This is a genomic window from Empedobacter sp. UBA7252 (genome assembly GCF_002472765.1).
GTDB classification, from domain to species: Bacteria; Bacteroidota; Bacteroidia; order Flavobacteriales; family Weeksellaceae; genus Empedobacter; species Empedobacter falsenii_B.
Map to the genome: position 1 here is coordinate 1 of NZ_DKSQ01000051.1, position 20,477 is coordinate 20,477.

A 20,477-nucleotide genomic window follows, 5' to 3' on the forward strand; every position below is an offset into this window, starting at 1 on the left:
TTCGCAGTAGATCTAAACTACTTCGCCGAAAATTCAAATGAATTGTTGTATTATAAAGTTATAAATGAAAACACGGGGTATGTCAAAATCAATAATTCATTGGGGAATAACAACTTGATCGGTGAATTTGATAAAGCTCTTGACAGTTTGATTTCTAATAAAAACCTTATTTTGGATTTGACTGAAACTCCTAGCGGCGGAAATTCAACTGTTGCGAGGGCTATTATGGGGCGGTTTGTCAATAAAGTTCTGCCTTATCAGATTCACGAATTTGATGAGAAGGATTATGACACAAAACGACATTGGGTAGAGTATGTAAGTCCACGTAAGAAAACCTACAAGGGTAATGTGTATATCCTCGTGGGACACTGGACAGGAAGTATGGGAGAAGGGATAGCTATTGGTTTTGACGCGCTAGATAGAGCTACAGTTATTGGCACACCTATGGCGGGACTATTAGGCGCAATTTCAAATTTCCGTCTCACAGAAACAAAAATTGGATTCCAATTTCCGACTGAAAGATTGTATCATATCAACGGAATACCAAGAGAGGAATTTATTCCCAAGATTTTATGTAAAAATATCGAAGAAACATTAGAAAAAGCTAAGGAGGTGGCTTTTTAGATTAAGTAGGGGATTCCGACTCAGTTTGTCCTAAAACTTGTGGAGCAATGTTTTGATCAATGTGAACAAATAAAAAGTTTATGCTTAATAAAGTTAACGATACTTTTATCCTTCTTTTGTTTATGCTTCTTTCCAACTACTGCAAAGCACAAACGGAAAATAAGAGCTTAAATATACCTGTATTTGTTAAAGGATCTACCTTTTTTAACGCGGATAAAAAAAACTGCATAGCGCTTCCATTTGGCTATTCAAATATTTCAAAACAACTGCCTGTCGACTCCATATTGTCTGCTATACAAGATCATCGTGGCTTAGAAAATCTTTATGCGCTCAAATTTGAGCAATTACTCAAAAACAATCTCGTGGTGCTACCAGAAGCATATGACGTCTCTTTTCCATTTGAGCAAGCTATCGGCAAAGAATATAATCAGATTGGAATTGCCTCTAATTTTATCCGTTATAGGGGGTATTCGCTGCATTTTTTAGCTGTATATAATGCAGTCCGTTATAACGAGCCATTCGTGGAAAAAATATATCTAATTTCAGTAAAGAATGGGAATCCAGTTGATGTAAAAAGAATATATCTTTATCATGAGGGAGAAATGGGATTCACGAACTATACATTATTTTATATAGATAAAAATTTTATAATCTCATTGCGGGATTATGAGTTTAATGAGAATCCCTTTAGACAAAAACCTGTTTATCAATTTCAGCTTTTACGTAACGGAGTATTTGTCAGATATTATGCTCAGAATTGTTTATATAAAACTGATGAAGAACAGGGCTCAATAAAAAATCACCACAAAGACGGAAATTGGATAGAATTTAAAGCAAATCGGTATGTGGATTTACAAGAATATCCATCATTTACAGATTCGTATACGTACTTGGAAGCAAGGTATAAAGGAGGTCTTCCTGATGGCAAATGGAAGTGTTATAAATTATTACAAGAATATAATGAAGAAACGGGGGAACCAATAATCAACACAAGAAAAAGAGGCCCGTTGGTTTATACTGAACTATACAAAAATGGGGTATTGGAAAAACGAGAGTATGTTCTTGATAAATAGGCCGTCTGTTATAAGTGATAAAACATGTAACTTGTATTTGAAAAGGCAAAAAGGTTCTTAAGTTCCTTTCTACAAGAACTTAAAATATGAAAATAATACTATAGTTGCTATTCGTTTTGTAATTTGCAAACAGTGGATATAGCCAACAAAAGGCAAAATAATAGACGTAGATTCTTAATTATGGAAATAATCATCAGACAAGCAAAAGAAAGCGAAATCAATGTATTAATTGAGTTTGAACAGGGAATCGTTGAAGCGGAACGACCTTTTGATAATACATTAAAGTTAGGCGAAATTCATTATTATGATCTCCTAGAACTGATCAAGTCCAGGGAGGCTGAAGTTCTTGTTGCAATTGTTGACGATCAAGTTGTCGGATCAGGATATGCGAGATTATTGGATGCAAAACCTTATCAAAAATATGAAAAGTATGCTTACCTCGGATTTATGTTTGTTAAACCCGAATATCGAGGTCAGGGTATCAACAAAATGATTTTACATCGATTGATCAACTGGGCAAAAGAAAGAAATATTTCAGAAGTAAGACTTCAGGTTTATGAAGAAAATACGAGTGCAAAAAAAGCCTATGCAAAGGCAGGATTTAGACCAAATCTTCTGGAAATGCGTATGGAAATCGATGACTGATACTAATGAAAATTCATTGGGATAATTTCTATAACAAATTAAAAAAAAGACAGCTTTTAAAAATTTAAAAGCTGTCTTTTTTTTGGCGTTATGCACTCATTCGAAACCGATTTATTCATTATTATGCTCAATTTCGGCAATGATTTCTTTAGCAGATTTGATGACTTGATTATTCAGCTGAATAATCATATTTGCTTGAGATGCTGCATTGATAAGGATTCCTTTTACTTTTGGCGATGCATTAACTGCTTTATACATCATATCGGGATTTATATTTGCATTAGGAATGGATACTAGTTCATCGGCGAGCTTAAAAACCAATGCGTTGTAGTAGGTTTGCCAATCGTCTTTTGATGGCACTACGGTTTGATAATATTCCAAAATTCCTGTTTTTAATTTTCGATCCTTGATGAGACCAATTTTGCCACTAGATCGGAATCCTTCATAATTTCCGGTATTTCTGATCTTAAAGATCGGATTAAGGTTCATCTTAATACGGTCATTCGGGTTGACTTTCACCAAGCTATCAATTTTTTGTTGGTTTAGTTCTCCATAAAATTTACAACCTTCAGCTGTATTTGTCAAGTAGGAATTTTGCTTTTCCAAGTCGTGGACATCTTTTTGGAGGTCGACTTTTAGATCTTCCAAAAATTCTTTTACTTCTTGTTGTTCAATTTCCTTTGCTTCTTCTTCTACTGTGTTTCGTTCTTTTCTACCATAGAAAAAAGAAACGAATACAATTCCTGCGATAAGTGCTGCACCTGCATTACAATAGAAAAGCAAATCGTACGAATAATTGGATAAGAATCCGCCCATCGATGGTCCAATAGAAAAGCCTAAATTAATTGCCATACGGTTTAAAGAAAATGCACGGGTAATGTTTTGTTTTTTAGCATAACGTGTAATGGCAACCGAGTTAGCTGGACGAAACATTTCGCTTATTGTACTTAAAATAAGCATGATGATTGAAAACGATAAGACCGTTGAAAAATAAGGCAAGATTAAAAATAAAGGCGCACTCAAAAATAAACTTAAAGCTTGTACTTTGAAGTTACCAATTTTATCGGTAATCCATCCGCCAAGCCATGAACCTAAAACTGCTCCAATTCCATAACAACTTAAAACAATTCCAGATTGTTCTAAACTAAAATCAAGTTCAGAAATCAAATAAATTCCTAAAAAAGGTAAAACCATCGAACCCATCCGATTTAACAACATGACGATGGCTAACATCCAAGATTCCTTCGATAATCCACTGTAAGCGTCAATGTAAATTTTCAGAATTTTTTTCATCTCTTCATTTTCTTTAAAAAGTGGTACAAAGTTAAGTCCTTTTTTTGCAAAAAGTCGTTTATTTATCAAGCTTTCTGATATTCTTTGATTACTTTTGAGACCAGTAAGAAAATAAACTCATCACTATGCTATTTTATCACTTCATTCTAAAGATCTTAATTGTCATCAATGGGCTTGGAGCTGCCTCAGGATTGGTTGTAGATAAACGCTATGTTTATACTATTTCTGATGATAATCCACATTTATTTGTCTACGATAAGAAGAAAAAAGAAGTTGAAAAAATAAATTTGAATCCTGAAGTAAAGTCTGAAGGAAGCCATAAAAAAGATAAACCAGATTTTGAAGCAATTACGAAATACAAAGATCATTTATATATTTTAGGTTCAGGATCAAAAGAAAATCGTTTCGATTTGATTTCATATAATCTTAAAACGAAGCAAGTAGAAAATAAAACGTATCGTGATCTTTTTGAAAAGTTTTTAAGTGTTTCGAAATTATCTAAAAAAGATTTTAACATCGAAGGTATCATTACAGATGGATATTGTACTTATTTTTTTAACAGAGGAAATGGACCTGCTGCTGCAAATGGAATTTATAGAGTGGGAGGTGCTTTAAATGATTTGAAAAATAAACCAATTGACTATTTTCCAATTACATTACCAAAATTAAATAACGAAATCACAACTTTTTCTGATGCGATTATGGTTGATGGTAAAATATTGTTTACGGCAACGGTAGAATCTAAAAGTACAACTCAGTTTAATGGAGAAATAAAAGGCTCTATTATTGGCGAGTTGGATTTAGCCATTATGGAGGTTACACGTTGGCAAAAAATATCAGACGATAAGAAAATCGAAGGATTAGCGTTATACAAAGAATCTCGAAAAAACTATACCTTGTATTTGTGCGAAGATAATGATGATGATTCGAAAAATGCATCGATTTATATCTACAAATATCAAAAAGAACTTTAAATTTTAGAATAACGATGATCAAAATACGGACATTGATTTTCGATTTATTCTTAAAAAATTGTGAAAGTATTTTCAAGACTATTATATTTGTCCGTCAAAATTTATTTATCAATTAAACATTATGCGAGGAAGATGGCTCATTGCAGCATTTGCAATCATTTTAAGTCTCTTGTGTATCAGACAACTAAGTTATACTTGGTACACCACTAAAGTAGAGAATGAGGCTGCGCGTTTGGCGAGTAAGCCAGAAGACGAACCAAGAATTTTAGATAGCTTGGCTCAGCATCCTCTTGATTTAGGAATTATCAAGTACGATTACGAGTATGCCAAAAACAATGAAATCAATTTAGGATTAGATTTGAAAGGTGGTATTAACGTAATTTTACAAGTTTCTGAAAGAGATTTATTACTAAATTTATCAGCGAAAAGTCAAAATCCAATGTTGGCAGCAGCTTTGGACGCTACTGATAAAGCCCAAAAAACAAACGGTAACGTACCTTATGTAGAATTATTTTTTCAAGAGTTTGATAAAATAAAAGGAGGAACAAAATATGCAGCTGCGGATTTGTTTGGTAACAAAAACAATGCAGATAAAATTGCTTATAACGCTTCTGACGATCAGGTAAAAGAGGTGATTCGTAAAGATATCGAAGCTAAAGTTGCCACTGCATATGATGTAATAAAGTCTCGTATCGACCAATTTGGAGTTGTAGAACCAGTTGTTCAACGATTAGGAGATAAAGGTGATGGACGTATCTTGGTAGAATTACCAGGTGTTTCTGATACTGACCGTGTAAAAAAATTATTACAATCTACAGCAAAATTAGAGTTTTGGCAGGTTGTTCGTCAAGATCCAACAGTTTTGCAATATTTTTCTGGTGTAAATACAGAAAAGTACAATGTAAAAAATGACAAAGGACAAACGATTAAATCGTTAGCTGAAGTTATGCAACCAACAGGTTCTAATGCGAGTTTTGTTGTAAATGTTAAAGATACCGCTGTTGTTAATCGTGTGTTACAAGACAAAAGTTTTGTGCCTGGTTTACCAGCAAACATCAGAGGATATAAATATTCTTGGGCGAATAAGCCAATGAATTTAGGAAATCAAGCTAATGATAAATCAGCGCCTAAATTATTAGAATTTTATGTTTTAAAAGGGAAAAATGGTTCTCAAGAGCCATTAATTGAAGGTGATAAAGTAGTTTCAGCTTCTGCAGATCGTAACCCAGGCTCTATTACAAATGAACCAGTAGTTTCGATGCAAATGAATCCAGTAGGCGCACAAGAATGGGCACGTATTACGGACGAATTAAAACCTTCTTCAATTGATCGTGACGGTCAAGGTGTTGCAATTGTGTTAGATAATATGGTGTATTCTGCACCGAATATTAAAAACCAAATTACAGGAGGTAACTCTCAAATTTCGGGTAACTTTACGTTAGAAGAAGCAAAAGATTTAGCAAATATTTTACAAGCAGGTTCTTTACCAGCTTCATCTAAAATTGTTTCAGCGGAGGTTGTAGGACCTTCATTAGGACAAGAAGCAATTAACAGTTCTTTGATTGCATTTGGTTGTGCGTTTACATTGGTATTAATCTGGATGTTGTTCTACTACAGCCGTGCAGGTATCTATGCGAACATAGCATTAATCGTTAACTTATTATTCTTATTAGGATTCTTAGTTTCATTAAAAGCTACTTTATCTTTACCAGGTATCGCCGGGATTATCTTGACGTTGGTAACAGGAATGGACGCGAATATCTTAATTTACGAACGTGTAAAAGAAGAATTAAGAAAAGGAAAATCATTACGACAAGCAGTAGATTTTGCTTACTCTTGGAAAGGTGCTTTCTCTGCAATTATTGATGCGAATTCAACATCATTTATCACAGCTTTAATTTTATTCTTCTTTGGTAAAGGTCCAGTTGTAGGTTTCGCAACAACGTTTATGATTGGTATTTTTACTTCTACATTTACAGCGATTTTTATTACACGTTATTTTGTAGAAGGTCGTTTAGCAAAAGGAAAATCAGTTCCTTTCTATACATCTTTTACAGCGCATTGGTTACAAAATATCAAAGTTGACTTATTAAAAACAAGAAAGATTTCGTATGCGATTTCAGCTGTTTTAACTACTGTAGCATTGATTTCTATTTTCACAAAAGGATTTGATATGGGTATCGAGTTTCAAGGTGGACGTACATATACAGTTCGTTTTGATAAACATGTAGATCCTCAGCAAATTTCTGAAAGTTTAGGTGATGTCTTTGTTTTGGACGGAGAAAAAATGCAACCTCAAGTAAAAACATATGGTGGTCAAAACCAAGTAAAGATTACAACTGCTTACAAAGCAGATGAGGATGGAACTAATGTAGATGACGAAATAAAAGATAAATTATATACAGGGCTTAAATCTTATTTACCAGCTAGTATGTCTGAGAAAGATTTCTCAGAAGATAATGCGACAATAGGTTTAATGTCTTCTGCAAAAGTAGGTCCTACAATTGCTGATGATACGACAAGAGCTTCATTTATTGCAGTTTCTTTAGCATTAGTAGCAATTTTCTTCTACTTAATCATCATGTTCAAACGTTGGCAATTCTCATTATCAACTATCATTGCTTTGGCGCATGACGTAATTATTGTATTAGGTGTTTTCTCTTTATTTAAAGGTGTTTTACCATTCAATATGGAGATTGACCAAGCCTTTATTGCTGCGATTTTGACAGTAATTGGTTATTCGATGAATGACTCGATTATTATCTTGGATCGTATTCGTGAGAATTTAACAGTTGAGAAAAACCACAACTTGTACGATATTATTAATATTTCTACTTCAGAAACATTATCACGTACAATTAATACGTCTTTATCAACGTTCTTAATCGTATTAATCATTTTTGCATTTGGTGGAGAATCAATCAAAGGATTTATGTTTGCGAAATTAATCGGTATCGTAATTGGTACATTCTCGTCTATTTTCGTTGCATCTCCTTTATTGTACGACTTTACTAAAAAAGGTCAAATGAATAAATAAGATTCAAATTTTAAATAAATTTTAAGAAAGCCATCAAAGAAATTTGATGGCTTTTTTTCTTCTACTAAATTTAGATTTTATACATTTGTTTAGTGAATAGTTTAGTAATATACCCAGCGTTTTTAGACTTCCAGGAAGTCGTGATTATTATGGTGGTTGCTGTAGTGATTTTTGGACCAGATAAAATTCCAGAAATTGCTCGTGGTTTGGGAACTGCTGTGCGCAAATTAAAAGAAGCATCTGAAGATATCAAGCAAGAGATTATGAATCCTGTTCAGGATGTTGATCCTACAAAAGAGATTCAGAATACCATAAAAGAGTTAAATCCAATGAATGAAGTCAAAGATTCTTTTGCGAAAATTAATCCAATGGAAGATTTTCAGAAATCATTTGATGAAGTTCGTAATCCAGTAGATGAAATGCATCAAGCTATTCATCAAGACAATACAGTAAATGCAGCGTTGAAAGATGATGCACCAACTATGAAAGCTGTAGATCCTGTACAGGATTTGGAATTGGATGTGCAAGAAACAACAGAACCCGTTATAGAAAATGTGGTTGAGCCAATTGTGGAAGAACCTGCGGTTGTTGTAGAACCAAAATCTGTAGACGAAGCATTAGGTTTAGGCGGATCAGTAAGTAGGTAATGATACAAGATTATTTTGATTGGGACGTACAAATATTTTTGTATTTCAATAATTTAGGGAATGAAAAATGGGATTGGTTTTGGTTATTAGTAACCGATAAAAAAACATGGATTCCGTTGTATATCATCTTTCTCATCTTACTTTATGTAAAACTTGGTTGGAAAAAAACCTTATTGGCTGGAGTTTGTATTGCACTGATGATAGCGTGTGCAGATCAATTTACAAATATCTTGAAAAATTCTTTTCAACGTTTTCGCCCATGTTACACCGAATCGATTCAAGGATTATTTCGCCCGATAGATTGCGAGGGTAGAGGTAAATACGGTTTTACTTCGGCGCATGCATCTAATCATATGGCGATTGCAATTTTTATTGGAATACTGCTAAGACGCCATTACAAATGGTTACTTTATGTCTTACTTGTTTGGGCGTTAATGGTTGCTTACAGTAGAGTTTATGTCGGGGTACATTTCACAGGAGATATATTTTTCGGAACACTAATCGGAATATTTTTCTCGATTCTTTTCTTGAAATTGTATTATTTCTTAGAAAAAAAATATTTGAAGAAGAATTAGATTCATAATAAATAAATACAAAAAAAGTCTATAACAAATTGTTATAGACTTTTTTTGTATTGTCAAACTGAATTTATTTCAGTTTCTCATCCTATTTGATAAAATAAAATTTTATTTATAACGATCTATTATTTTAGAAATATTCTTAGTTTCTTCATTAAATGTTTTCCAATCACAAACAGAATTTAGATTAATAGAATAAGTGCTATTATGATTGGACATACTAATATTTATTTTCCCCACATAGTCTGTGCAAAATATTTCATTTTCATATGGAGTTGTAACTATTTTATAAATATTCTCTTCCAATGCTTTTTTATCGTTCTTAGAAATTTTGAATGATTTTGTTGTGTAATCATTGATATTCTTCCATGTTATAAATTCTATTGAATCAGAGTAATCATAAATTCTTATAGATAAATTTCTATCATCAATTGACATCGTATTATACATATATTTTTTATTTACTTCTTTTTCTAACTTCTTTTCGCAAGAAATACTGAAAATCAATAAACTAAAAATGAACAATAAATTATATTTCATAAATAGCGATAATTATGTAAAATAGAAATCAGACTATTCCAAATTCTCGTCCAACATCTTTGTTTTTTTCTTTGATTTTTTAGCTTTCTTTTTGGCTAAAAATGTATTTAAATCATCATCAATTTCTGTAGAATCTTCATCACCCAAAAGATAACCCCAAGGTTTTAATTCAGCCACATTATCAAAAACAATTTTCATCAACGCAAGTATTGGAATCGATAATAGCATGCCCATAATTCCCCACGTCATTTCTCCAATTACTAATCCAATAATCACAATCAAAGAATTAATTTTTACTTTAGAACCTACAATTTTTGGCATCACTACATTTCCATCAATTGCATGAATTGCAATAAATGCAATTAAAACAAAGAACAATTTTGAAGCTGACATTGTGGCAAATGTGATTATTAGCGTTATAATTAATGAAATAACAATTCCTACATAGGGAACAACATTTAGAACACCAGTTAAAATAGCTAAAACAAATTTGTATTTAAGTCCAAGGATAGAAAATGCAATAAAAGATAAAATTGATACGACTAACATTTGTAAAAATAAGCCAATCAAATATTGTTTGACCATTTTTTGAATAGATGTAATGACGTTATAAACCTGGTCGTGTGTATTTGAATTGAATGCGTAATATAAGAATTTTACTAAATGACGACGATAAATCAACAAGAAAACAATGTATAAAAAAGTGAACAAGACTGTAACAGCCATCGATGAAACAATAGAAATTACTTTTTCGATTACAATTGTACTCGTTTCGATAGTCGTTTTGACATTCTTTGTCAAATATTCCATTTGCGCATGCGAATTAACACCAAAGGTATGGTGAATCCAATCTTGCAAATTCATAAATGCTTCTATGATTTGTTTCTGAAACGTAGGCCATTCATTTGCTATTTCAGCCATTTGTATAGCAATCAAATAGAAAATTCCTAAGATAAATGCTGCAAAAAGCAAGGTGGTAATGATACTTGAAATAACACGTGGAATGCGTAAATATCTTTCGAAAAATGAACAAACGGGTGCTAATAATATTGAAATTAAGAAGCCTAATATTAATGGAACTAAAATTCCTTTACCTATTATTGAAATAAATGTTAAACAAATGATTGACAATAATGTGCAAGTTAGTTTTAAATAAAAAGGCCATTTTCTAATGACTTCCATAATTATGAGTGTTTTATTTTGACAATTTTTTAGATAAGTTGTATAAATATAGTTTTATTTCTTAAGACTTTATTTGAATCTTACGTTTATTTCAATAAAAAAACCACGTTATAAAAACGTGGTTTTCAGAATATAGTGAAAAATATTATTTTTTCTTTGCATTTTTGCTTTCGTCAACGATAGTCATTTCATCAATCAAACGTTGCGCATTAGCATACTTGTCAACTACCCACAAAATATAACGAGAGTCCACCATAATATTACGACAAATCTCTGGATCATAATTTAAATCTGACATTGTTCCTTCCCAAACACGGTCAAAATTCAATCCGATTAATTCTCCTTTTGCATTCAATGCAGGAGAACCAGAATTACCACCAGTTGTATGGTTTGTTGCAATAAAGTTTACAGGTAATTTTCCGTTTTTATCGGCGTATTTTCCGTAATCTTTTTTATCGTATAAACTTAACATTTGTTTTGGTAAATCATACTCATAATCTCCCGGAATATATTTTTCCATTACACCTTCCATGTGCGTTACAGGTTCGTAATAAACCGCATCGCGAGGTTGGTAACCATCAACTTTTCCGTAAGTTACACGTAAAGTTGAATTTGCATCTGGGAAGATTTTCTTGTCTGTAAATACATCCATTTGCGCTTTCATATACGTACGCATCAACTTGTTGATTTTATCTTGATTCGCTAAATATGTAGGCGTTACTTTCGTTTGATTTGCATCTAAAATTAAACGAATTTGAGCAATTAAGGCATCTTCTTTTAAGGCTTTGATAAACTCAGCATCATTTTCAGCCAAAGTTTTGATATTTCCTAAAACAGATTGACCATTAATTTTTTTCGTTCCGTTGATTACCGAATTTCCTAAAGCTGTTTTGATATTTGCAGCAGTTGTAGTTGGTAATAAATTTTGAGGAACAACTTTGAAATAATTATCTGCTAAATCAGAAGAAATTGTTTTATCCAATTCTGGATTATAATCCTTGTGCATAGACGCAACTGTATTCAACGCTTTAGCTTTTGTTTCTGCGTAATTTTTTTGTCCAACCGCATTCAAAATATTGTTCAATGTTAACGCCATTCTGAATGTTTCTGAATTTGAGAAAAACGTTTCAGAATACATTGTGTACGCTAAATTGTAATCTTGATTTGCTTTATTAACTTGATTTAATTCAGAAATAATATTCGAATATTCACCTTTTAATTTCGGATTTTTCGCAATACGATTCATGAATTCTTGTTCATATTGTTGACGTTTTTCTACAGCTTTCGAACGGTTTAATCCTAAAACTTCGCCAATCCATTTTTTATGTGCATTCGAAATACGCGCTTGTTTAGACGCATAAGCGATACGAGTTGCATCGTCTTCACGCATTTTTTTATCAATATGAGATAATGCAATTGTACGCACATTGATACGCGCAGGATCAATTACATCTTTTATTTGCTGGATAGAAGAAGCTGGTAAATATTCGTCCGTCGTACCTGGGAAACCATATACAAACGTGAAATCGTCCTCACTAATTCCCGAAATATTAATTGGTAAGAAATGTTTTGGTTTGTACGGAACATTGTCTGGTGAATAATCTGCAGGTTTGTTGTTTTTATCTGCATAAATTCTAAACATCGAGAAATCTCCTGTATGACGTGGCCAAACCCAGTTGTCTGTATCATTTCCATATTTTCCAATTGCAGAAGGTGGCGCACCAACTAAACGAACATCTTTGTATGTTTCTGTCGTAAATTGGTAATATTTATTTCCTTTGTAAAAAGGTTTGATAAATACTGAACGATAAGCTTCTGTTTTAGTTTTTGCATTAAAATCTTCAATATTTTTCTTGATGATTTTGTTACGATCTTCCTCCGACATATTATCGTTAACACCAGCTAAAATTGCAGTAGTTACATCTTTAATGTCTACAATAAAAGTCGCTGTTAAACCTTCGTTTGGTAATTCGTCTTTCAACTCTTTAGCCCAAAAACCATCTGTTAAATAATCATTTTCTAAAGATGAATGTGCTTGGATTTCTCCATAACCACAGTGATGATTCGTTAATAATAAACCATTTGGAGAAATAACTTCAGAAGTACAACCGCCACCAAAGTGAGCAACTGCATTGTTGATACTTTTATCTCCTGTACTGAAAATGTCTTTTGATGAGATTTTCAATCCCATGTCTTTCATTTCCTTTTCATTCAATTCTGTCGGAATCCACATTCCACCACTTTGTTGTGCAAAAACGCTAAAGTTTGCAAACAAAGCCATTAAAATAGATCCTTTAACGAATAGTTTCTTCATTTTTATTTGATTATTTTATTCTACCGATTTCTTAGAATTCCAAAGATAAAGATTTTTATTCAATCGTTAATGAATTGCTTAAAACCATTATTATTAGTGAGGTTTTAAAGAATAATTTATTCATAAACTTCGATTTTATTAAGATCAATTGAACCAACAATATAGGTGATTAAAAGTGACTGAATGTTTTTATTTATTAAATTTTACCAATCATTTCTATTATTTCTAAAAAACTATTTTCTTTACTAAAACTTTTGATTTTTTCTATTACTTCAGGATAGTCTTTAAATAAAATATACAAATCCGCTTTCGCTTTTTCATATTTTTTGTCTTTCATTCTGATTAAATAAGGATAAGCAATAAGTTTATTGTTTAGATTATTTGCATCCTGAAAAATAAAGTTGAGATAATCTTCTCTAGTTCTACTAATTGGATTATACCCTGCTATAGTAATTAAGTAAATATTAAATTTTCCTTTAGAAACGACTTGCGCAAAAGATTCTTTAATTTTCGTAGTTTGTCCTATCAAAGCATAATTATCAGAGTAAACAACAAGATTTTTTAAAGAGACAAAACTCATTTTATCAATTGTAAAACCAATAATTTCATTCGGATTGTATTTTATCACTTTATCATCTTTCGTTTTTCTAAATTTTAAGTCACTATCATGACTTGGAGTCCATTTAAGCTCTCCATTTAATTCAGATAGATCATTTAATGTAACTTTTCCAGCAACAAAATCTTTGGCAAAAGAATATTCTTGAGCGTTTATAACAAGAGAACTAATCATTAGTGTGATTAATAGAATTGTTTTCATAAAAAATAAATTATTTATGAATTCGAAATTACTTTAAACAATTTATATATGCAATTTTGTTAGATGAAACGATTTAAAGAATAGCTAAGCTAAAATTAATTATTAACTGATTCTTTCGTAAATTTGACATTCGAAACACATTGTGAAATGAAACAAATTGTCGAATTCCAAGATTTAGGAATTAACAGAGATTACCAAGAAATTTGGGATTATCAAGAAAGTCTTTTAGCAGAAAATATAGCCGTAAAACAATATAACAGAGCGCAAGAAAAGGAGGGAAGTTCAGATTTTAAAAACACTAAAAATCATTTACTTTTTGTAGAACATCCGCATGTTTATACACTTGGAAAAAGTGGACATTTAGAAAATATGTTAGCTTCGAGTGATAAATTAAACGAAATAAATGCAACTTTTGTGAAAACGAATCGTGGTGGAGATATTACCTATCATGGACCGCAACAATTAGTTGGTTATCCTATTATGGATTTGGATAACTTCAAGCCAGATATTCATTTGTATATGCGCAATTTGGAGGAAGTGATTATCAAAACTATTGCCGAATATGGACTAAAAGGTGAGCGTTCTCAAGGAGAAACTGGCGTTTGGTTGGATGTAGGTCGACCTTTTGCTCGAAAAATTTGTGCAATGGGTGTTAAGGCTTCACGTTGGGTAACGATGCATGGTTTTGCACTAAATGTGAATACAGATTTGCGTTATTTTGAATACATCGTTCCATGTGGAATTCAGGATAAAGCTGTTGCTTCATTGGAAAGAGAACTTGGACATCAGGTAGATATGAACGAAGTGAAAGCGTTTACAAAAAAACATTTTGCAGAAGTTTTTGATGTAGAATTTAAATAAGATAATTCAAAAATATAATCTATTTTTAAAGACCGTTTTTACGGTCTTTTTTATTGCACAATGAGAAGCTTATTTATTCTATTTTTACTTGTTTCCACTTATAGCAAATCTCAATCGTTTGCGCCAATTATTTCGAATTATTCTAAAAGCGAATATTTGGGCGAATCGCCTATTTGGGATATTACAGAAAATAACAAGCAAGGAAAAGTATATTTTGCGAACAATAGAAATATCTTAGAATATGACGGTAATTTTTGGGAAAAATATTCGCCAAATAGCTTAACAATTATACGTTCTGTTTTTACAATGAATAATGTATTGTATTCAGGTGCATTAAATAATTTTGGATATTGGAAAACGATTGAAGGAAAGAAAGTTTACATTTCAATTTCAGATAAATTCAAAAGTTTTGAAGGATTAGAACAAGAAGAAATCTGGAAAATATTTTATCATAATCGTTCTATTTATTTTCAATCGTTCAATTATCTTTTTCAATTTGATGGTAAAACAGTTAAACGATACAAATTACCTGCGCTTTCTTCTTACGTTTATCTGGTGAAAGGTAAAATGTTAGTAGCGACTATTTCTAAAGGTATTTTCGAATTTAATAATGGACATTTTGAGCCGTTATTTGAAATTGAAAAAGGTAAATCAATTGTAATTCATGGAATAGAAAAATATGATAATGATTATTTAGTTGGTACATTAACAGAAGGAATTTTCAAGTACAACAAAACAGCTGGTTTACAAGAGTTCAATGTGGAATTCAATAAAATGCTAAAGAATTATTTAGTGTTAAAAATGATTCGATTAGAAGATAAATTAATCATTGGAACATCAAATAATGGGATTTATGTATATGATTTAAAAACTAATTCTTACAAAAATTACAATCAAAACTCTGGGTTAATCAGTAATACAATCCAAAATATAAGAATAGATTCTAAAGGAAATGCTTGGCTTGGAACGGACAAAGGTATTTCGAAAATAGAATTGAAAAACAAAACTCAACTTTTATATGATTACAATGGTCATTTAGGAAATGTTTTTTCGTTCGACTTTTATAAGGATAATATTTTGCTGGGAACAAATCATGGATTTTATAATTATTCAAATACTTCAAACCAAACAAATTCAGTTCTCGAAAAAGGTTTAATTTGGAATATAACAAATATTGATAATACAATTTATGTTTCGGATAGTTGGGGAACTTACATTTATTCAGGACTATTGAATAAGATTTCTTCTACAAATGGAGGTTTTAAATTGATCAAAAATGGAAATAAATTATATCAATCATCTTTTACGGGAATCAATGAATATATACAAGGTTCTCATAAAGAATCTACTAAAGTTTCTAGTTTAACTATTCCTATTATTGATTTTGTTATTGTCGAAAATAAAATTTTAGGAACTGGAAAAAATGGTGGTTTATATTTATTTGATCTTAAAAATAGAACAGGTAAGGAGATATTTTACCAACATAAAAAATTAGTTAATCCGCAAACTATTCTCGAAGATAACAAGGTTTTTGTACTGATTGACGATCAACATTTAGTCCGTTATGATATAAATAAAAATTTATTTTCTGATGAGAATTTAGATTCAAAATTAAAGAATATTAATCGAATTCGTTATTTAAAGGAGAATCGTTATTTAGTTGAAGCGGATAATATTCTGTATTATTCTAAAGTGGAACAGAATAAATTGATTCATTATTTAATTCCAAAAAAATTGTATGATGGAAAATTGGTTGATGACAATTTAACGGCTAAAATCAACGATCAGTTTTTATATATTAACCTCGAAAACGGATTATTGAAATATGATTTAAAATCTATACGTCGTGAATTACCAAAGATTAAAATTAAAGCAAAAATCAATCAAACGGTTTTGAATAATGAACCTAATATAGAGTATTCAAATAATTATATAGATTTTTATGTTTCAATTTTGAATGATGATTTTGCGAATTATCAATTATATTATCAATTAAATAACTCTAAAATTCAACCACTTAATCAGCCAATAATTAATTATAAACAATTAGAAAGTGGTTCATATCAATTGTCAATTTATGCTTTAAAAGATGGAAATTTTGTTGAGTTGAATCATTTTGATTTTCGGGTTAAAAAGATTTGGTATTTATCAAATTTGATGATATTATTTTATATTTTATTAATTGTTGGATCGATTTTGGCTATTTATAAGTATAACAGAATGAAGTTGAAACAAAGTTTCAGAATTAAACAAAAGCAATTTGAATATGAATTGAATTTGATGGAAATGAAACATCAACAAGAGTTGAAAGAATTGAATCATCATAAAGAAAAACAACATTTAGAAACTTCTTTACAAACAAAATCTACAGAATTGGCAGGACAAGCTTTGAAATTAGCTAATCAACGTGCTATGATCCTAGAAATTAATCAATTGTTTTCTCAATTGGAAATGAATGAAATCAATAAAAAGTTAAAAAAGAAATTTGAGAAAACGTTTTCGGAATATAGTTACAACAGAAATGAATGGCAAAATTTCGAATTAAATATTCAGGAAATTCACCAAGATTTTATTAAGAGATTAGCTGACAAGTATTCTAATTTAACTGCGAAAGACTTAAAACTGTGTGTATTCCTTCGAATGAATTTATCAACCAAAGAGATTGCTCCTTTAATGCACCTTAATTATCGATCAGTAGAACTACAACGATATAGATTACGCAAAAAAATGCAAATTCCTTCTGAAATAAACCTAAATAAGTATATGATTAATTTTTAAATATCGGAAAATAAATTACATCATAACTACATCATGTTGTAAATGTAATGATTTATAATTATTTGGTATTTAGTATTATATATTTTATTTTTTTAGAAAATTATTCTAACTAAAATTATTACTTGTTAATCAAGTGTTAAAACATTCTATTTTTGAAATAACCATTTATTGAAATAGAATGAAAAAATATTTTCTTCCATTATTTATTCTCGGGTCTTTCTGTGTAAATGCCCAAGTTACTAACGATTCTATACAGATAGGAGATCCTTTTGAAAGTGATTCTATTATACTAGATCAAGCCGTTGTGGTTGGATATGGTACTGTTAAGAAATCAGATCTTACATCAGCTGTTTCATCAGCTAATGCTAAAGACATTACGCAAATTGCAAGTACAACTGCCATGCAGTCTTTGCAGGGTAAATTAGCTGGTGTTAATATTATTAATACGGATACTCCAGGAGGTACACCAACTGTTTTGGTTCGTGGAATGGGTACAGCTTTGGGAGGTAAAGCTCCTTTGTATGTTGTGGATGGGTTAATTGTTCCAAATATTAATAATATTAATCCAAATGACATTGAAAAAATTGATGTTTTAAAAGATGCAGGATCTTCAGCTATTTATGGAGTTCGTGGTGCAAACGGTGTTGTTGTTGTAACAACTAAACGTGGTAAAACAGGAAAGATAAGAGTTAACTATGATTCATATATTGGAGTAAGAAATACTATGAATATGGTAGATATGGCTGATGCTAATCAGTACATAACTTATTTTAACGAGCAAAGAAAAGCAACAGGAGGTTCTTTGATTTCTACAAATCAACAATATAACACGAATTGGTTTGATGAAATGTTAACCACAGGACAGTTAGTTAGTAATAATGTTTCGTTGGCTGGTGCTGGAGAAAATATTAATTACATGTTCAGTATTAATAATTTCGAAGAGAAAGGAATTTTAGAAGGAAATAACTTCAAAAGAACAACTGTTCGTAGTAACAACGATTACAAATTGTTTGATGGAGTTTTAAAGATTAAACAAAACGTTAGCGCTACATTTTCTAGAGAAGTTCCTAAACCATATGGAGCATTTGATACAGCTTACCGTCAGTCACCATTAGTTCCTGTAAAATATGATAACGGAAGATGGGGTTTACCTATTTTTAATACAACTACAGGAGAAGTAACATACGTTGCAAAACCAGGAGAGGTGACAAGTAATTTGAACTCTCATGGTAATCCAATGTCTACTTTATTCTATGATAATCAAAAAGCTAATTCTACTACGCTTCAAGGAAATATTGAAGCTGAACTAAAATTAGCAAAAGGTTTAACTGTAACTTCTCGTGCTGGAGGAACAAAATATTGGTACAAATACAGAGAATTTAATCCAATTAAAGAAAGATGGATTGCAGGTAATCCAATTAGAACTGCTGCTGAATTTGAAGATTTAAAAGCGAAAAATCCAGCAAGTTCAACTTATATGAATAACTCTCTAAATCTAAATAATGTAGAAACATTTAGATGGTCATGGGAAAATTTTGTAACATTTGATCGCAAATTTGGAGATCATTCGTTCAATGTTGTTGCGGGAGTTTCTGCTGAAAAAATGGGTATTGGTCAATATTCAGATATCACAGTATATGATGTTCCTGATAAAGAACAATATTGGTCAGCTCATCATGCTTCTGGACAATACAAGGCTGCAATGGATCAAAATAATTACACTCCAATTGCTTATGCTTCTTATTTTGCGCGTTTACAATATAATTACGCAAATAAATACTACGTTTCTGGAATTATTCGTAGAGATGGCTCAAGTCAATTTAAACAAAACGAAAAATATTGGGGAACTTTCCCATCAGTTTCTGCTGCTTGGAATATTTCTAACGAAGAGTTCTTAAAAGATAGTAATGTAATTTCTTTCTTAAAACTTCGCGGAGGTTGGGGACGCTTAGGTAATGCAGATGTGCCATACAATTATACAACAATTTCTACTTCAACAGGTAGTGATAATGCGAATTATGTTTTTGGACCAGGTCAAGATTTAATTTATGGAGCTTATATCGGATCTCCAGCTTATGATATTTCATGGGAAATTGTAGATGAATGGAGTGCTGGTCTAGATTTCGAGTTATTGAAAGGTAAATTATCAGGAAGTTTAGATTACTACAACAAGACCACGAAAAATGCCATCTTAAATATTAAACAAATAGGATCGTCTCCTTATGAAAAAGATTTTTATGACCATGCTGCAAAAGTAGTAAATCAAGGTTTTGAAATTGCTTTGAATTATCGTAATGAAACAGCTGGAGGATTTAGATATTCGATAGGTGGTAACTTTAACTACAATGAAAATGAAGTGAAATCTGTGAAAGAAGGATATTCTGGAATGACAGGAGGTTCTTTAGGAAATGGACAAATTGCAAAACGTTTAGAAGCTGGTCAACCACTTGGTTCTTTCTGGTTATATGAAGTAGAAGGTGTTTGGCAAACACAAGATGAAATAAATAGCAATGCTCATTTATCAAGTGCTCGTCCAGGACATTTACGCTACAAAGACCAAAATGGAGATGGAGTTATTGATGATCGTGATAAAAAATTCATGGGATCATATATTCCAAAATATAACTACGGAATCAATGTTAGTTTAGAATATAAAAATTTCGATTTAACGATTAGCGGTTACGGAGCTGGAGGTAACAAGATTTACAATGGTATCAAAAATACACGTTTAGGAGGGGAAAATATAACAGTTGATATGTTTAACGATCGTTGGACAGGAGCTGGTAGTACAAATTCTCATCCAGGAGCGGAGCGTGATCAAGTTGCTTCTTCTTACTATTTAGAAAAAGGTAATTATTTCAAATTAAGTAACATGACAATAGGATATAATTTTAGAGATAAAATTGATTTTATCAGAAACCTAAGATTATATGTTAGTGCACAAAATGTATTCATGATTACGAAGTATTCAGGATTTACACCGGAATTAACTTTAGATAATGTAAAAGGAAAACGTTATGATGGAAGTCCTTATGGAACGACAGGTATGGATTTCTCTGCATATCCAAATGTTAGAACATTTTTAGTTGGATTAAACGTAGAATTCTAATCTAG

Annotated in this window: 15 protein-coding genes; 10 read left to right on the top strand and 5 right to left on the bottom strand. The window is 31.2% G+C overall.

From position 1 onward, the window contains the following. The 3 genes from B2X73_RS07505 to B2X73_RS07515 all read left to right on the top strand — a co-directional run. On the top strand, window positions 1–624 hold a 624-nt coding region (locus B2X73_RS07505; protein ID WP_291096116.1), incomplete at its 5' end, for a S41 family peptidase. 80 nt (window positions 625–704) lie between these two features. Further along, complete coding sequence (locus B2X73_RS07510) at window positions 705–1,697, top strand: hypothetical protein (RefSeq protein WP_291096118.1); 993 nt, start codon at window positions 705–707, stop codon at window positions 1,695–1,697. A 180-nt stretch (window positions 1,698–1,877) separates the two neighbouring features. Then, window positions 1,878–2,342 (top strand): GNAT family N-acetyltransferase, encoded by a 465-nt coding sequence (locus B2X73_RS07515; protein WP_088161568.1) that lies wholly within the window; start codon window positions 1,878–1,880, stop codon window positions 2,340–2,342. 111 nt (window positions 2,343–2,453) lie between these two features. Here B2X73_RS07515 and B2X73_RS07520 read toward each other — a convergent pair whose 3' ends face one another. Next, a complete protein-coding gene (locus tag B2X73_RS07520) occupies window positions 2,454–3,635 on the bottom strand; it encodes an MFS transporter (RefSeq protein ID WP_291096122.1) in 1,182 nt (393 codons plus the stop codon). 125 nt (window positions 3,636–3,760) lie between these two features. On the opposite strand from B2X73_RS07520, the gene B2X73_RS07525 reads away from it, so the two are divergent. From B2X73_RS07525 to B2X73_RS07540, 4 genes are all read left to right on the top strand, one after another. Beyond that, window positions 3,761–4,609: a DUF6929 family protein gene (locus B2X73_RS07525; RefSeq protein ID WP_171622147.1), complete on the top strand. Its 849-nt coding sequence runs from the start codon at window positions 3,761–3,763 to the stop codon at window positions 4,607–4,609. A gap of 121 nt (window positions 4,610–4,730) precedes the next feature. Beyond that, window positions 4,731–7,646 (top strand): protein translocase subunit SecD, encoded by a 2,916-nt coding sequence (gene secD, locus B2X73_RS07530; RefSeq protein ID WP_291096124.1) that lies wholly within the window; start codon window positions 4,731–4,733, stop codon window positions 7,644–7,646. Window positions 7,647–7,738: 92 nt separating this feature from the next. Further along, entirely contained in the window at window positions 7,739–8,293 is a 555-nt protein-coding gene (locus B2X73_RS07535; protein WP_236688155.1) for a twin-arginine translocase TatA/TatE family subunit, read from the top strand. Continuing rightward, a complete protein-coding gene (locus tag B2X73_RS07540) occupies window positions 8,293–8,868 on the top strand; it encodes a phosphatase PAP2 family protein (protein ID WP_221854685.1) in 576 nt (191 codons plus the stop codon). The genes B2X73_RS07535 and B2X73_RS07540 overlap by 1 nt, the downstream gene beginning before the upstream one ends. Before the next feature lie 111 nt (window positions 8,869–8,979). Here B2X73_RS07540 and B2X73_RS07545 read toward each other — a convergent pair whose 3' ends face one another. The 4 genes from B2X73_RS07545 to B2X73_RS07560 all read right to left on the bottom strand — a co-directional run bounded on the left by B2X73_RS07545 (window position 8,980) and on the right by B2X73_RS07560 (window position 13,724). After that, a complete protein-coding gene (locus B2X73_RS07545; protein WP_219034573.1) occupies window positions 8,980–9,411 on the bottom strand; it encodes a hypothetical protein in 432 nt (143 codons plus the stop codon). A gap of 33 nt (window positions 9,412–9,444) precedes the next feature. Beyond that, window positions 9,445–10,593, bottom strand: a complete 1,149-nt coding sequence (locus tag B2X73_RS07550) for an AI-2E family transporter (protein WP_291096126.1) — start codon at window positions 10,591–10,593, stop codon at window positions 9,445–9,447. A 145-nt stretch (window positions 10,594–10,738) separates the two neighbouring features. After that, window positions 10,739–12,907, bottom strand: a complete 2,169-nt coding sequence (locus B2X73_RS07555) for a S46 family peptidase (protein ID WP_181816304.1) — start codon at window positions 12,905–12,907, stop codon at window positions 10,739–10,741. Window positions 12,908–13,103: 196 nt separating this feature from the next. After that, window positions 13,104–13,724: a hypothetical protein gene (locus B2X73_RS07560; protein ID WP_125350692.1), complete on the bottom strand. Its 621-nt coding sequence runs from the start codon at window positions 13,722–13,724 to the stop codon at window positions 13,104–13,106. A 147-nt stretch (window positions 13,725–13,871) separates the two neighbouring features. On the opposite strand from B2X73_RS07560, the gene lipB reads away from it, so the two are divergent. From lipB to B2X73_RS07575, 3 genes are all read left to right on the top strand, one after another. After that, window positions 13,872–14,585 carry a lipoyl(octanoyl) transferase LipB gene (gene lipB, locus B2X73_RS07565; RefSeq protein ID WP_125350693.1) on the top strand — a complete coding sequence of 238 codons (714 nt, stop codon included), beginning with the start codon at window positions 13,872–13,874 and terminating at the stop codon, window positions 14,583–14,585. Between the two features lie 60 nt (window positions 14,586–14,645). Next, window positions 14,646–17,363, top strand: coding sequence for a helix-turn-helix and ligand-binding sensor domain-containing protein (locus B2X73_RS07570; protein ID WP_291069938.1), 2,718 nt, complete (start codon window positions 14,646–14,648; stop codon window positions 17,361–17,363). Between the two features lie 178 nt (window positions 17,364–17,541). Beyond that, complete coding sequence (locus B2X73_RS07575) at window positions 17,542–20,472, top strand: SusC/RagA family TonB-linked outer membrane protein (protein WP_291046557.1); 2,931 nt, start codon at window positions 17,542–17,544, stop codon at window positions 20,470–20,472. Window positions 20,473–20,477 lie beyond the last annotated feature (5 nt).